At 56.3% G+C, this 14,680-nt stretch carries 12 protein-coding genes; 9 read left to right on the top strand and 3 right to left on the bottom strand.

Translation table 11 applies throughout. The annotated features are described in order from the left end of the window. Positions 1 to 36: 36 nt before the first annotated feature. The 3 genes from fhuA to hrpB all read right to left on the bottom strand — a co-directional run bounded on the left by fhuA (position 37) and on the right by hrpB (position 7,617). A complete protein-coding gene (fhuA, locus tag JTA15_RS21435) occupies positions 37 to 2,256 on the bottom strand; it encodes a ferrichrome porin FhuA (protein WP_219372702.1) in 2,220 nt (739 codons plus the stop codon). 229 nt (positions 2,257 to 2,485) lie between these two features. Next, entirely contained in the window at positions 2,486 to 5,011 is a 2,526-nt protein-coding gene (mrcB, locus tag JTA15_RS21430) for a bifunctional glycosyl transferase/transpeptidase (protein ID WP_219372701.1), read from the bottom strand. 176 nt (positions 5,012 to 5,187) lie between these two features. Beyond that, positions 5,188 to 7,617 carry an ATP-dependent helicase HrpB gene (gene hrpB, locus JTA15_RS21425; RefSeq protein ID WP_219372700.1) on the bottom strand — a complete coding sequence of 810 codons (2,430 nt, stop codon included), beginning with the start codon at positions 7,615 to 7,617 and terminating at the stop codon, positions 5,188 to 5,190. Between the two features lie 73 nt (positions 7,618 to 7,690). Here hrpB and thpR point away from each other — a divergent pair, with 73 nt between their 5' ends. From thpR to panD, 9 genes are all read left to right on the top strand, one after another. Then, complete coding sequence (gene thpR, locus JTA15_RS21420; protein ID WP_014168680.1) at positions 7,691 to 8,245, top strand: RNA 2',3'-cyclic phosphodiesterase; 555 nt, start codon at positions 7,691 to 7,693, stop codon at positions 8,243 to 8,245. Further along, positions 8,235 to 8,939 carry a DNA/RNA nuclease SfsA gene (sfsA, locus tag JTA15_RS21415; RefSeq protein WP_014168679.1) on the top strand — a complete coding sequence of 235 codons (705 nt, stop codon included), beginning with the start codon at positions 8,235 to 8,237 and terminating at the stop codon, positions 8,937 to 8,939. Before thpR ends, sfsA begins: the two co-directional genes overlap by 11 nt. 176 nt (positions 8,940 to 9,115) lie before the next feature. After that, positions 9,116 to 9,571, top strand: coding sequence for an RNA polymerase-binding protein DksA (dksA, locus tag JTA15_RS21410; protein ID WP_001155232.1), 456 nt, complete (start codon positions 9,116 to 9,118; stop codon positions 9,569 to 9,571). Positions 9,572 to 9,630: 59 nt separating this feature from the next. Further along, complete coding sequence (gene gluQRS, locus JTA15_RS21405; protein WP_044867508.1) at positions 9,631 to 10,521, top strand: tRNA glutamyl-Q(34) synthetase GluQRS; 891 nt, start codon at positions 9,631 to 9,633, stop codon at positions 10,519 to 10,521. A 42-nt stretch (positions 10,522 to 10,563) separates the two neighbouring features. Further along, positions 10,564 to 11,961, top strand: coding sequence for a polynucleotide adenylyltransferase PcnB (gene pcnB / locus JTA15_RS21400; RefSeq protein ID WP_071605427.1), 1,398 nt, complete (start codon positions 10,564 to 10,566; stop codon positions 11,959 to 11,961). Beyond that, positions 11,958 to 12,437 carry a 2-amino-4-hydroxy-6-hydroxymethyldihydropteridine diphosphokinase gene (gene folK, locus JTA15_RS21395; RefSeq protein WP_047955057.1) on the top strand — a complete coding sequence of 160 codons (480 nt, stop codon included), beginning with the start codon at positions 11,958 to 11,960 and terminating at the stop codon, positions 12,435 to 12,437. Before pcnB ends, folK begins: the two co-directional genes overlap by 4 nt. Positions 12,438 to 12,559: 122 nt before the next feature. Then, positions 12,560 to 13,351, top strand: a complete 792-nt coding sequence (gene panB / locus JTA15_RS21390) for a 3-methyl-2-oxobutanoate hydroxymethyltransferase (RefSeq protein WP_014168674.1) — start codon at positions 12,560 to 12,562, stop codon at positions 13,349 to 13,351. 11 nt (positions 13,352 to 13,362) lie between these two features. Beyond that, positions 13,363 to 14,214 carry a pantoate--beta-alanine ligase gene (gene panC / locus JTA15_RS21385; RefSeq protein ID WP_025205376.1) on the top strand — a complete coding sequence of 284 codons (852 nt, stop codon included), beginning with the start codon at positions 13,363 to 13,365 and terminating at the stop codon, positions 14,212 to 14,214. Between the two features lie 57 nt (positions 14,215 to 14,271). Beyond that, positions 14,272 to 14,652, top strand: coding sequence for an aspartate 1-decarboxylase (gene panD / locus JTA15_RS21380; RefSeq protein WP_014168672.1), 381 nt, complete (start codon positions 14,272 to 14,274; stop codon positions 14,650 to 14,652). Positions 14,653 to 14,680: the final 28 nt, after the last annotated feature.

Raw genomic sequence — 14,680 nt, 5'->3', positions numbered from 1 at the left:
ATAAAAAGGGCACGGCGAAGCGTGCCCGAAGAGAGATTAGAAGCGGAAGGTCGCGGTGGCGACAACCTGACGTTCAGCACCCCAGTAGCATGCATAATCCTTGTAGCAGCTGGAGACATATTCCCGATCGAACAGGTTATTCACGTTCACCGCCACAGATGACCCCGGCAGACCCAGACGGGCCAGATCGTATTTCACCATCGCATCGGCAAGGGTGTAGCTCGCGACGTTAAACGGCTGATCTTTTTTGTCGCCGCTTGAGTAGTAGCTCACCGTGTTACCGATGTAACGGGTACCGGCACCAATCGTCAGGCCGCTTAAGGCCGTGTCGGTGAAGGTGTAATCTGCCCACAATGACGCCTGATTACGCGGCACTTCCGCCGGACGTTTACCTTCAAAGGTGCTGTCATGGGTGTACTCAGCATCAATAAAGCTGTACGCCGCGGTCACGTTGATATTGGCGTTAACCGCTGCCTTCGCTTCCAGTTCGAAACCGCGAGAACGGATCTCACCGGTCTGGATACTGTGAGTATTCGTTGGATCGTTCGGATCCGCCGTCAGGTTCTTATCTTTCGTCAGCTGGAACAGCGATGCGGTGACCACAACCGGCAGGTCTTTCGGCGCGTATTTCACACCCGTTTCATACTGCTTACCGCGGGAAGGGTCGAACGGTGTGCCGTTACGATCGGCGCCCGATACCGGCTCAAACGACTCGCTGTAGCTGAAGTAAGGTGAAATACCGTTATCAAAGAGATAGTTAATTCCCCCGCGCCAGGTGAAAGCCTGGTCGTGGTTTTCAGCCAACGAATCGGCCGTACCGCGCGTCAGCGTTGAGGCCATCACGTAGTCGTAGCGTCCGCCCAGCGTCAGCACCCACTTATCCCACTCCGCCTGATCCTGAGCATAGAGCCCGGTCTGTTCATTACGGTTAACGACGGAATAGTTAGACCATGGCAGGTTGGTGTTGATGTTCGCGTTGCCGTAATCCGGGTTCTGGATATCAATAGGGTCGGCGGAACCGTACAGCGCATTGATATCATTACGCATACGCGAGTAATCAACGCCCGTCAGCAACGTGTGGTCTACGGCGCCCGTCGCGAATGTCGACTGCAGCTGAGTATCCACGGTGAACATATTCAGATCTTCATCTGAACGCACGTAAGCACGGTTAATCTTGCCAGGCTCAGCGTAGCCATTGCCGTAAACAGAGCGGTAGAGCGTATGAACTTTTGCGTAACGCAGATTCTGACGCACGGTGAACGTGTCATCAAACTGATGCGAGAAGCTGTAACCAATCAACTGCTGGCGACGAGCCATCTTATTATCCGCTTCACCTTCGTTGAAATCGGTTGGGATCTTATGCTCATTGCCGTTTGCGTCACGGTATGGCACCACGGTCCCTTCCCGTGGCAACCAGCCGTAGTAGCCCGCTTCCGGATCGTTCTGGAAATTGCTCAGGAAGGTGAAATCGGTTTTGTCATCCGGACGCCAGCTAAAGGAGGGCGCAATCGCATAGCGGGTTGATTTTGACATCTCCTGCTGTGCGTTCTGACTACTGCCAAGACCGGTCAGGCGGTACGACCACACGCCATCTTCATCGATTGCATCACTGAAATCGAAGCCCGTTTGCCACAGGTTATTGGTCCCCATTTTAAACTGGACTTCTTTCAGCGGCTCGGTCAGTGGGCGTTTGCTCACCATACTGACGATACCGCCTGGATTGCTGTTGCCGTAGAGCACAGACGTAGGTCCGCGCATCACTTCTACGCGCTCAAGGAAGTACGGATCCATGGAAGCTTCGGAGTAGTTATTCCCCATCAGCTTCATGCCATCGAGATACTGGTTGGTGTTCACCGTCGAAGGCGCGGTAAAACCACGAATTGAGACCACATCATAGGTGGTGGAGCTGCCGCGGGTCGCAAACACGCTCGGCGTATAGCCCAGCGCCTCTTTTACGGTCGCTGGCTGGCGGCGTTCCATTTCATCACGCGTTACCACGGAAATAGACTGCGGGGTCTTTTCAATCGCGGTATCGGTTTTGGTCGCCGTTGCCGTGCGTTTTGCTGCGATCGTTGGCGCAGGCCCCCACGGACTTTCCTGGGCGGCAGGCGCGGCAGTGACGGTGATGGTTTCTTCTTTTTTCTGGGTTTCAGCCGCATGTGCATACGTAGACATGCCGGCAACCGCTGTGGCTACGACGATCGCGATTTTTCGCAGCGACGTGTGAATTGGCTGAGCAGTATGGGAAAGCGCCATGTTTATCTCTGATGGAAAAGTGAATGATAACGTAAACGAGAATTATTATTATGACCGCAGAATAATATGCGAAACGCTGGCTGCATAGCAAGCAGTAAGCGGCCCTACGAGAATTAAGGGTTTAAGAAATAAACAAGAGAAAACGAAGGGTTAATCAGAATGAAAACGAGGGTTAAGGAAATGGAAAGTACAGGTAAAAAAATCCCCCCTTTCGGGGGGATGTGAGGCGTTAGTTACCGCCGAACATATCTTTGATCCAGCCCGCGACACCGTCGCTGTCTTTTTTCTCATTCTGCTGCTGCGGCTGTTGTTGCGGCTGCTGCTGAGGCTGAGAAGACTGCTCGAACGGGTTACCCGTCGGTTGCTCTGGCTGGCTTTGCTGGCACAGCGAATCCGGGTTGGTGGTCCAGACAGGCAAGGTACGCATACCGCCGCCACAGACAAAGTTACCGGAAGCGTCCACGCCCATATCGACGATATCTTCCGGCGCCACCAGATTCAGCGGTACCGGAGACTGATTCGCCAGATAGCGCTGGTAAATCGACATCGCCCCGCTCGCACCGTACAGTTTGGTTGGCTGGTTGTTATCGCGGCCTACCCAGGTGATCACCACTTCACGGCCATCGATACCGGCGAACCAGGTATCCACATTGTTGTTGGTGGTCCCGGTTTTACCTGCCAGATGCAGGCTCGGATACTTCGCACCCAGTTGACGTCCGGTCCCCCGCTGCACAACCTGCTGCATCGTCCACAACGTCATATAGGCCGCCTGCGCTGGCACGGCACGTTCCGCTTGCGGGAAGCTCTGATACAACACGGAGCCGTCCTCAGCAATCACCGAACGCAGAGCAGAGAGCGGTGCACGGTTACCCCCGCTGGCAATGGTCTGGAACGCCTGAGCCACTTCGATCGGCGTCAGGTTAAGCGCCCCCAGGATCATCGCCGGAACAGGATGGAGCTGATCTTTCGGCACACCCAGTTTCTGCCAGGTGTCGACAATCGCCGGCAGACCGAGCGCCATACCCAGGTTCACCGTTGGCACGTTCATCGAGCGGGTCAACGCATCCACCAGCATGACCTGGCCGCTGAACTGTTTATCGTCGTTCTGCGGAGACCATACCTGGCCGTTAGGCTGGCGCAGGGAAATCGGCGCATCGGCAATCCAGGTATTCAGGCGATACTGGTTAGGCTGACTCAGGGCGGTAAGATAGGTTGCCGGTTTTGCCAGTGAACCAATCGAACGTCGCGCCTGCATTGCACGGTTGTAGCCTGCGAACTGCGGCTCAGCACCGCCCACCATGGCGCGAACTTCGCCGGTGTTACGGTCAACCACCACCATCGCGGTTTCAAGATCGCTCAGCTTACGCTGTTTCTTCAGCGCCGGGATGCCTTCCACCGCAGCTTTTTCAGCGGCTTCCTGCGCCACGGAATCGAAGGTAGTAAAGATCTTCACGCCGGAGAGATCTTTCACCTTATCACCGAGCTTGCTTTGCAGCTCCTGACGCACCAGCTGCATAAACGCAGGCTGAGGCGAGATCACGCCACCGCGCGGCTGAACGCCGAGTGGACGTGCGCTCAGCATGTCGTACAGCTCCTGGTCAATCACCTGCTGCTGTTGCAGCAGACGCAGCACCAGGTTACGACGTTCCAGCGCCAGTTTCGGGTTACGCCACGGGTTATAAATGGACGCCCCTTTCACCATGCCCACCAGCAGCGCCTGCTGGTCAAGGCTCAGCTCTTCCACCGGACGACCAAAGTAGTACAGACTTGCCAGCGGGAAGCCGCGGATTTCGTTATCCCCGCTCTGACCGAGGTACACCTCGTTCATGTACAGCTCAAGGATACGATCCTTGCTGTAACGCGCATCCATCAGTACGGCCATGTACGCTTCGTTGGCTTTACGCCAGTAAGAGCGTTCACTGGAGAGGAACAAGTTCTTCACCAGCTGCTGGGTCAGCGTACTCGCCCCCTGCACCGTCCGTCCGGCGGTCAGGTTAGCCAGCACCGCACGGCCAATCGAGTAAAGGCTGATGCCATCATGCTCATAGAAGTGACGGTCTTCGGTTGCCAGCAGGGTATCAACCAGCAGGTCCGGGAAGCCGTTACGGGCAACGAACAGACGTTGTTCGCCGTTCGCCGACGAGAGCATGGTGATCAGACGCGGATCGAGACGGAAGAAACCGAACTGACGGTTGTTATCCATGTTCTCGATGGTGTCCAGACGATCGCCGTCAAAGGTCAGACGCGCACGCACCTGGCCCTCTTTGCTGTCCGGGAAATCAAACGGACGGCGGATCATCTCAATGCTTTTCGCCTGCACGGTAAATTCGCCAGGACGCGTCATTTTCGACACCTGACGATACTGGGTGGCTTCCAGCAGTTTCACCATCTCGTTCTTGCTGATGGACATATCTGGCTCAAGGTTCACCATGCGGCCATACACCGCCGCAGGCAGTTGCCAGACTTTTCCGTCGATACGGCTACGGATCTTCTGATCCAGATAGACGCCGTAAATCGCCATCAGCACAACAAATACAATGAACAGCTTCAGCAGCAGCCAGAACCAGCCGCGCTTGCCCCGAGGCTTACGCCCTTTGCCTTTCCCTTTACGCGGCATCGGTTCTTCATCCTCATAATCGTCTTCATAGTCATCGTCATAGTCCTCATCTCTGAGGCGACGACGGCTTACCTTTTCTTTCGCCGGACGCGTTGGTTTTCCCTTACGTCCTATTGGCTCGCGGTCATTCCCCGCCATGCTTTTTCTCCGCAACTTTCAGGCGCAAGGGCCCGATTCTCTTTTCTTCCACTGGCCTGTGAAAGAAGAAATCTCTCAAAGTAAACAGCAAGACCTTCCAGACAGGAACGTCTTTAGTATTTTCTCCCGCACCCTGCGGGTGAGGGCATCAAGCCGCACGTTCCCAGCCACACCCGTCACGAATACTTCTTCGTCCGTCGTGTCGGTGTCGTATTTGCCGGATCGTCCGGCCAGACATGTTTGGGATACCGCCCCTTCATCTCTTTTTGCACGTCACGGTAGCTCCCCGCCCAGAATGCCCCCAGGTCGCGGGTAATCTGTAACGGGCGATGGGCTGGCGACAACAGCTCCAGCACCAGAGAGACGCGCCCTTGCGCCACAGAAGGCGTGGTGGCCTCTCCAAACATTTCCTGCATACGTACCGCCAGCGCCGGAGGATTATCCTCGTGATAACGAATGGCAATCCGGCTTCCGGTCGGCACAGTGTAATGCCCTGGCAGTTCACTATCCAGACGTTGACGTAATGACCAGTCCAGTAAATTCTGTAACGCGACCTTAACATCAAGCGCTTTTAGCGCACGCAGCGAGTGTACACCGTGCATTTGCGGCAGCAGCCAGCGTTCCAGCGAGCCCAGCAATGTCTCATCATCGACTGCGGGCCAGTCATACTCCGGTAGCCAGCGCGCGGCACAGTGCAGACGAATACGGTACTGTTCCGCCTCTGGCGTCCAGTTCAACACCCCTAACCCTTTGTCCCGGATGCCGTTCAGCATGGCCAGATGCAGCACCTCTTCCGACGGTTTTGCCAGCGGCGTGGTGCCGAGGATCAGTTTACCTGTCTGGCTGCGACGAAACGCCTTCAGCGTGCCCTGAGCCTCATCCCATTCCACGGTATCGGATTGCTGGACCAACTGCGGACAGGCACGCGTCAGGGCATCTATATCCACCGCGATAGCCTGTAAAATACGCGCGTCCGGGGAGTGGCTACCCTGTAACAGTAACGGCGCAATCAGCCATTCGTGACGCGTCATGGCGTCATCGCTGTCCAGCATCGCACCCATGCCATTGGCCAGTTGATATCGCCCGTCCAGACCGCGACGACGTGCGATCCTGTCGGGAAACGCCTGCGCTAACAGAGGCGCGATAGCCGCGCTGTCTGGCGACCCGGCTTTGCCGTTAAGTCGCCGGCAAAGCTGCTGCGCCCGCTGCTGCCAGTTCCCCTGATTGCGGGAAAAGGCCTGCGCCAGATCGCTGCTGCCACCGCGTGGTGGCTCCTCAAGAATAGCCGCCAGTTTCGCCGCCGTAGCAATTTCATCTTCCCCCTGCGCGGCCACCAGCATCGCCGCCAGGCGAGGGTCATTGCCCAGCGCGGCCATTTTTTGCCCGCGGGATGACAATCGCTCACCATCAAGCGCCCCCAGGCGGTTCAGTAAGGTCCGGGCAGCAGCAAGGTTCGCGGCGGGTGGAGGATTAAGCCAGGTTAGCTGTGCCGGATCCGGGCATCCCCACTGCAGAAGATCCATCACCAGCCCCGCCAGATCGCTGTGTAAAATTTCCGGCGTGCTTTGCTGTGCAGCGCGCTCAGCCTGCTCCGCGCTGGTCAAATGCAGGCAGATACCGGGCTCAAGACGTCCCGCACGGCCTGCTCGCTGAACCATCGACGCCTGGCTTATGCGCTGCGTCAGCAGTTTAGTCAGCCCGGTGCGCGCGTCAAAGCTCGCCACCCTCTCCTGCGCACTGTCCACCACCAGGCGAATGCCTTCTATGGTTAAACTGGTTTCGGCAATATTGGTTGCCAGCACCACCTTACGCTGCCCCGCGGGCGCGGGCAGGATTGCTTTACGCTGATCCGCCAGCGAAAGCGCGCCGTAGAGCGGGCAAAGCAGCACGTCACTTCCCACCCGGGAAGCCAGTTGGTCCTGCACGCGCTGGATCTCGCCTACGCCTGGCAAAAACAGCAATAGCGATCCCGATTCCTGGCGGAGCAATTCGGCGGTTGCGATGGCTACCGCGTCGTCAAAACGCTGATGGGCAGGCAATGGTTGATAGCGACGCTCAACGGGAAATGCTCTGCCTTCGGAGGCGATAACCGGCGCGTCGGGCAACGTCTGCTGCAGTCGCTCGTTATCCAGCGTAGCGGACATGATAAGCAACCGGAGGTCGTCGCGTAGCCCTTGCTGAACATCAAGTAACAGCGCCAGTGCCAGATCTGCCTGCAGGCTACGCTCGTGGAATTCATCCAGAATCACCAGCCCGACGCCGTTTAACTCCGGATCGTTTTGCAGCATGCGGGTCAGGATCCCTTCGGTCACCACCTCAAGGCGCGTGGACGGGCCAACACAGGTTTCGGCGCGCATACGGTAGCCCACCGTCTCGCCCGGCTTTTCACCAAGCAGTTCCGCCAGGCGCTGCGCCACGTTCCGTGCGGCCAGCCTGCGCGGCTCCAGCAGGATAATTTTCCCGCGGACAGTACCCTCTTTAAGGATCTGCAGCGGCAGCCAGGTAGATTTACCTGCGCCCGTCGGGGCGTTAAGTAAAACCTGCGGGGCATGATGTAAGGCAGCAAGAAGCTCAGGAAGGACGACGGCGACCGGCAATGAGGACACTAACAACTCCAGAGGGTTAACATTAGTCGGCGTACATTGTAGCATCGGCGCATACCATTACCGAGTCCCCTGTATGTCTGAGTCGAAACGGCTGTTTTTTGCCATAGAATTGCCCTCCACGCTGCAGCGAAAAATCGTTCGCTGGCGAGCCAGCCATTTTCCCCAGGACGCAGGCCGTCCGATCGCGGCGGCAAACCTGCACCTGACGCTGGCCTTTCTGGGCGATGTCAGCGCCGAAAAACAGCGCGCGCTGGCAGCAATGGCTGGCCGCATTTCTCAGCCGGCGTTTACGCTGCACCTCGACGACGCGGGCCAGTGGCTGCGCTCACGCGTGGTCTGGCTGGGCACGCGCCAGCCGCCCCGCGGGCTTTTACAGCTTGCCAGCATGTTGCGCGCCCAGGCGGCTCGCAGCGGGTGTTACCAGAGTCCGCAGCCGTTTCATCCGCATATCACCCTGCTGCGCGATGCCGGTCAGGCCGTTGCCATTCCGCCACCCGGCTTTCACTGGGACGTTGAGGTCAATACCTTCGCGCTTTACGAATCGGTCTTTACCCAAGGACGCACCCGTTATACGCCGCTACAGCGCTGGTCGCTGGGCGATACCCTAAGGAATTCTGATGAAGTTTAGTCCTGCCCTGCAGCACGCCACGCTGGTTCAACGCTACAAACGCTTTCTCGCTGACGTGATCACCCCCGAAGGTGAACAGCTCACGCTGCACTGCCCGAACACCGGTGCCATGACCGGCTGTGCGACGCCGGGTGACACGGTCTGGTATTCCACTTCAGAAAATACTAAACGCAAATATGCCCATACCTGGGAAATGACCGAGACGCAAAACGGGGCATTTATTTGCGTGAATACCCTGCGCGCCAATCAATTAGTTAAGGAAGCATTGACCCTTGGCACCCTGCCCGAACTGGTGGGGTATGGCACGCATAAAAGTGAAGTTAAATATGGCGATGAAAGCAGCAGAATTGACTTCATGTTACAGGCGGAAGACCGGCCCGAGTGCTATATTGAAGTAAAATCAGTGACGTTAGCGGAACAGGAAAACGGCTACTTCCCGGATGCGGTCACGCTACGGGGGCAGAAGCATCTGCGGGAGCTGATGAGTGTTGCGGCGGCGGGCAAACGCGCCGTATTGCTGTTTGCGGTTTTACATTCAGCCATTGAACGATTTTCTCCAGCCCGCCATATTGATCTCAAATACGCGCAATTGTTGAATGAGGCACAAAAGCAGGGGGTGGAGGTTTTGGCTTATAAAGCGGAACTTTCTGCCGATAATATGACTCTGAGATCCTCTCTTCCCATTGTCTTATAAGGGATTAGACGATTGACTATTAAGTGTTCTGGCCGCGTGCGCAAATACGCTTTTCCTCACAGGCTTGTCAAGTGTTACGTTTAGATAATTGCCATACGGAAAAGCATCTGCTATTTATAGCGACCTGATTTTTCCCCCAACACGGGGATCGATAGTGCGTGTTAAGGAGAAGCAACATGCAAGAAGGGCAAAACCGTAAAACATCGTCCCTGAGTATTCTCGCCATCGCTGGGGTGGAGCCGTATCAAGAGAAGCCGGGCGAAGAGTATATGAACGAAGCCCAGCTGTCGCACTTCAAGCGTATTCTTGAAGCATGGCGTAATCAACTCAGGGATGAAGTCGATCGCACCGTTACTCATATGCAGGATGAAGCTGCTAACTTCCCGGACCCGGTAGACCGTGCCGCTCAGGAAGAAGAGTTCAGCCTCGAACTGCGTAACCGTGACCGCGAACGCAAACTGATCAAAAAGATCGAAAAAACGCTGAAAAAAGTCGAAGACGAAGATTTTGGCTACTGCGAATCCTGCGGTGTTGAAATCGGAATTCGTCGCCTGGAAGCGCGTCCAACCGCCGATCTGTGCATCGACTGTAAAACGCTGGCAGAAATCCGCGAAAAACAGATGGCCGGTTAATACCAGCGCTGTTTACACACTCCAAAGGCGGGAGTTTCTCCCGCCTTGTTACTGTTGATATGTCTGAATCACACTATATTGGGCGCTTCGCGCCATCCCCTTCTGGTGAATTACACTTCGGCTCATTAATTGCCGCCCTCGGCAGCTACCTGCAGGCTCGCGCCCGTCACGGTAAATGGCTGGTCCGCATTGAAGATATTGATCCTCCGCGTGAAGTTCCCGGTGCAGCAGATACCATTCTGCGTCAGCTGGAACATTACGGTCTTCACTGGGACGGTGACGTCCTCTGGCAGTCAAGGCGACATGATGCCTACCGGGAACGCCTGGCGTGGCTCCACGCACAAGGGCTCTCCTACTACTGCACCTGCACCCGCGCGCGTATTCAGAGCGTGGGTGGCGTCTATGACGGCCACTGCCGCACGCGCAATAACGGTCCAGAACTGGCCGCCGTGCGCATAAAGCAGCATGTCCCGGTGACGCACTTTACTGATTTACTCTCCGGCGAAATCCATGCGGATGAACGTCTTGCACGCGAAGATTTTATTATCCACCGCCGTGACGGCCTGTTCGCCTATAACCTGGCGGTAGTGGTTGATGACCATTTCCAGGGCGTGACGGAAATTGTGCGCGGGGCTGACCTGGTGGAACCTACCGTGCGACAAATATCGCTCTATCACCAGTTTGGCTGGAACGCGCCGGATTACATTCATCTGCCGCTGGCGGTCAATGAACAGGGCTTTAAACTGTCAAAACAAAATCATGCGCCCGCCCTGCCAGACGGCGATCCGCGCCCTGTTTTGATCGACGCGCTGCGATTTCTCAACCAGAATGTAACCAACGAATGGCAGGATTTGCGAATTGACGAACTGCTGAAAATGGCGATCGCCAACTGGACGCTGACGACCGTGCCAAAAATCCAGCATTCTCAAATGCGTTGCGCTGAGCTATGATTAGCCGCTTTTTTCATAACAAAACACACTACGAGGTGTACTATTTTTACCCGAGTCGCTAATTTTTGCCGTAAAGTGCTAAGCCGCGAAGAGAGCATGGCGAACGACGCTATTGCGCAAAACCGCATGTCGGTTATTCCACGTGAGCAGCACAATATTTCCCGCAAAGATATCAGTGAAAATGCCCTCAAGGTGCTCTATCGTCTGAATAAAGCAGGCTACGAGGCCTATCTCGTTGGCGGTGGGGTGCGTGATTTACTGCTGGGCAAAAAACCAAAAGATTTCGACGTGACGACCAGCGCCACGCCAGAGCAGGTGCGCAAATTATTCCGTAACTGCCGCCTTGTTGGCCGTCGTTTTCGTCTTGCTCACGTCATGTTTGGGCCGGAAATTATTGAAGTGGCGACCTTCCGCGGTCACCACGAAGCGGGCGAATCCGATCGCACCACCTCCCAGCGCGGCCAGAACGGCATGCTGCTGCGGGACAATATCTTCGGCTCTATCGAAGAAGATGCCCAGCGTCGCGATTTCACGATCAACAGCCTTTACTACAGCGTGGCAGATTTCACCGTCCGTGATTACGTCGGCGGCATGCAGGACCTGAAAGACGGTCTGATTCGCCTGATCGGCACGCCGGAAACGCGTTATCGTGAAGACCCGGTGCGTATGCTGCGCGCCGTACGTTTCGCCGCCAAACTCTCAATGCGCATCAGCCCGGAAACCGCAGAGCCGATACCGCGTCTGGCGACGCTGATTAACGACGTGCCGCCAGCCCGTCTGTTTGAAGAGGCGCTGAAGCTGCTGCAGGCCGGTTACGGCTACGAAACCTACAAGCTGCTACGCGAATACAGCCTTTTCCAGCCCCTGTTCCCGACCATTACGCGCTGCTTTACCGAAAACGGTGACAGCCCAATGGAACGCATGATTGCGCAGGTGCTGAAGAATACCGATACCCGCATTCACAACGATATGCGTGTGAACCCGGCGTTCCTGTTTGCTGCGATGTTCTGGTATCCGCTGCTGGAAGCGGCGCAGAGAATTGCGCAGGAAAGCGGTCTGGCCTACTACGATGCGTTTGCGCTGGCCGCAAATGACGTGCTGGATGAAGCCTGCCGCACGCTCGCCATTCCAAAACGTATTACGACGCTGGTGCGTGATATCTGGCAGCTTCAGCTGCGCATGTCTCGTCGTCAGGGTAAACGCGCCTGGAAGCTGATGGAGCATCCTAAATTCCGCGCTGCGTTCGATTTACTGTCGCTGCGTGCTGAAATTGAACGGAACCAGGAACTGCAGCGTCTGGCGCAGTGGTGGGGCGAATTCCAGGTTTCAGCACCGCCAGAGCAGAAAGATATGCTCGTCGACCTCGATGACGAACCGACGCCGCGTCGTCGCCACCGTCGTCCGCGCAAACGTGCGCCGCGCCGTGAAGGTACGGCATGACCCTGGCGTACATTGCCATCGGCAGCAATCTGGCCTCTCCGCTGGAGCAGGTTAATGCTGCCGTTCAGGCGCTGGGTGAAATCCCACAAAGCCGTATTGTGGCGGTCTCTTCTTTCTACCGGACACCGCCGCTGGGGCCACAGGATCAGCCTGATTACCTGAATGCCGCCGTGGTGCTGAACACTGCGCTGGATGCCGACACGCTGCTGGATAATACTCAGCGAATCGAACTGCAGCAGGGCCGCGTACGCAAAGCCGAACGCTGGGGGCCGCGCACCCTCGATCTCGACATTATGCTGTTTGGCCATGAGGTGATTAACACCCCCCGTCTCACCGTTCCGCACTACGATATGAAAAATCGCGGCTTTATGCTCTGGCCGCTGTTCGACGTTGCCCCTGACCTCACCTTCCCTGACGGCCTCTCGCTGAAGGCAGTGCTGGATAGCCTCGACGCAGAAAAACCAGCCCGCTGGTGATCCGCGTTTTTACCGGTTAACCCTCACGGAATTGTGGTTAATCGGTTGCCTAAAATCATTGTTCCCTCAAATGTTACTGTTAGAATGCGCAAAGATTCGCTTTTGGGCTATCAGGAAACAGTATGAAACCAACCACCATCTCCTTACTGCAGAAATGCAAACAGGAAAAGAGACGCTTCGCCACCATTACTGCGTATGACTACAGCTTCGCTAAGCTTTTTGCCGAAGAGGGTATCACTGTCATGCTGGTCGGAGATTCGTTAGGGATGACGGTACAAGGCCATGATTCCACCCTGCCGGTGACGGTCGAAGATATTGCCTACCATACCCGTGCCGTGCGCCGCGGAGCACCTGCCTGTCTGCTGCTTTCCGATCTGCCTTTTATGGCCTACGCGACCCCAGAGCAAGCGTTCGAGAATGCGGCAACCGTCATGCGTGCCGGGGCCAATATGGTCAAAATCGAAGGCGGAGCCTGGCTTGCAGAGACCGTGAAAATGCTCACCGAACGTGCCGTGCCGGTCTGCGGCCACCTGGGTCTGACGCCGCAATCCGTCAATATTTTTGGCGGCTATAAGGTGCAGGGCCGCGGTGATGCAGCACAGACACTGTTTGAGGATGCCCTGGCGCTGGAAGCCGCTGGCGCACAGCTGCTGGTGCTGGAGTGTGTGCCGGTTGAACTGGCAAAACGCATCACCGAGGCGCTGTCGATTCCAGTGATTGGCATTGGCGCAGGCAACGTTACCGACGGTCAGATTTTAGTGATGCACGACGCTTTTGGTATTACCGGCGGCCATATCCCTAAATTCGCCAAAAATTTCCTGGCAGAAGCAGGCGACATGCGTGCTGCTGTGCGGCAGTATATTGCCGACGTTGAATCCGGTGTTTACCCGGGTGAAGAACACAGTTTCCATTAAGGAGTCTTGTTGTGCTAATCATTGAAACCCTGCCGCTGCTTCGCCAGCATATCCGTCGTGCACGTCAGGAAGGTAAACGTATCGCACTGGTTCCCACGATGGGTAACCTGCATGACGGCCATATGAAGCTTGTTGATGAAGCCAGAGCGCGTGCAGATATCGTGGTGGTCAGTATCTTCGTGAACCCCATGCAGTTTGACCGTGCCGACGACCTGGCGCGCTATCCGCGTACCCTGCAGGAAGATTGCGAAAAACTCAAAAAACGCCACGCCGACATTGTCTTCTCTCCGGCACCTGCAGACGTCTACCCGCAGGGGACCGAGGACGCGACCTACGTGGACGTGCCGGGCATTTCAACCATGCTGGAAGGCGCCAGCCGTCCGGGCCATTTCCGCGGCGTTTCAACCATCGTCAGCAAGCTGTTTAACCTGGTGCAGCCCGACGTTGCCTGCTTCGGTGAGAAGGACTTCCAGCAACTGGCGTTGATCCGTAAGATGGTCGCCGACATGGGTTATGATATTGAGATCGTGGGCGTGCCGATTGTGCGTGCCAAAGACGGTCTGGCGCTCAGTTCCCGTAACGGGTACCTTACCGCGGATGAGCGTAAAATCGCGCCGGGATTGAGCAAGGTCATGAATACCATGGCGGAACAGCTTGTGGCTAAAGAGCTGAGCGCAGAAGAGATCGTTGCCCTCGCCGAACAGGCGCTGAACGACAAAGGCTTCCGCGCTGACGATATCCAAATCCGTGATGCCGATACGCTGCTTGAGCTGACCGATACCAGCAAGCGCGCGGTGCTTCTGGTGGCTGCATGGCTCGGTCAGGCACGCCTTATCGACAATAAAGTGGTTGAGCTGGCATAACTCTCTACCTCCCCTCGTTCGCGGGGGGTTAACGCATGATGATTAAAGGTAAACGTAATGATTCGCAAAATGCTGCAAGGTAAGCTTCACCGTGTGAAAGTCACTCAGGCCGACCTGCACTATGAAGGCTCCTGCGCCATTGATCAGGATTTTCTTGATGCAGCGGGCATCCTTGAAAACGAAGCCATTGATATCTGGAACGTGAATAACGGTAAGCGCTTCTCTACCTATGCGATCGCGGCGGAACGCGGCTCCAGAATTATCTCCGTGAATGGCGCTGCCGCTCACTGTGCTGACGTCGGTGATATCGTTATCATCGCCAGCTTCGTGATGATGTCTGACGAAGAAGCCCGTCGCTGGCAGCCAAAAGTGGCGTACTTCGAAGGCGACAACGAAATGAAACGCACCGCGAAAGCCATTCCGGTCCAGGTTGCCTGATATCCTGAAGGCTGTGAACCGTTCACAG

The organism is Enterobacter sp. BIDMC 29, from assembly GCF_019378755.1.
In the GTDB taxonomy this organism is placed as follows: Bacteria; Pseudomonadota; Gammaproteobacteria; order Enterobacterales; family Enterobacteriaceae; genus Enterobacter; species Enterobacter ludwigii.
Note: the sequence above shows the minus strand (reverse complement) of the source record. Positions and strands in the feature narration are given on the sequence as shown.

Bases quoted from the DNA above. Each gene is read 5' to 3' on its own strand.
- gluQRS (WP_044867508.1), top strand. From the start codon at position 9,631: ATGTCTGAATCACACTATATTGGGCGCTTCGCGCCATCCCCTTCTGGT.
- panD (WP_014168672.1), top strand. From the start codon at position 14,272: ATGATTCGCAAAATGCTGCAAGGTAAGCTTCACCGTGTGAAAGTCACT.
- fhuA (WP_219372702.1), bottom strand. From the start codon at position 2,256: ATGGCGCTTTCCCATACTGCTCAGCCAATTCACACGTCGCTGCGAAAA.
- folK (WP_047955057.1), top strand. From the start codon at position 11,958: ATGACCCTGGCGTACATTGCCATCGGCAGCAATCTGGCCTCTCCGCTG.
- dksA (WP_001155232.1), top strand. From the start codon at position 9,116: ATGCAAGAAGGGCAAAACCGTAAAACATCGTCCCTGAGTATTCTCGCC.
- panB (WP_014168674.1), top strand. From the start codon at position 12,560: ATGAAACCAACCACCATCTCCTTACTGCAGAAATGCAAACAGGAAAAG.
- sfsA (WP_014168679.1), top strand. From the start codon at position 8,235: ATGAAGTTTAGTCCTGCCCTGCAGCACGCCACGCTGGTTCAACGCTAC.
- thpR (WP_014168680.1), top strand. From the start codon at position 7,691: ATGTCTGAGTCGAAACGGCTGTTTTTTGCCATAGAATTGCCCTCCACG.
- mrcB (WP_219372701.1), bottom strand. From the start codon at position 5,011: ATGGCGGGGAATGACCGCGAGCCAATAGGACGTAAGGGAAAACCAACG.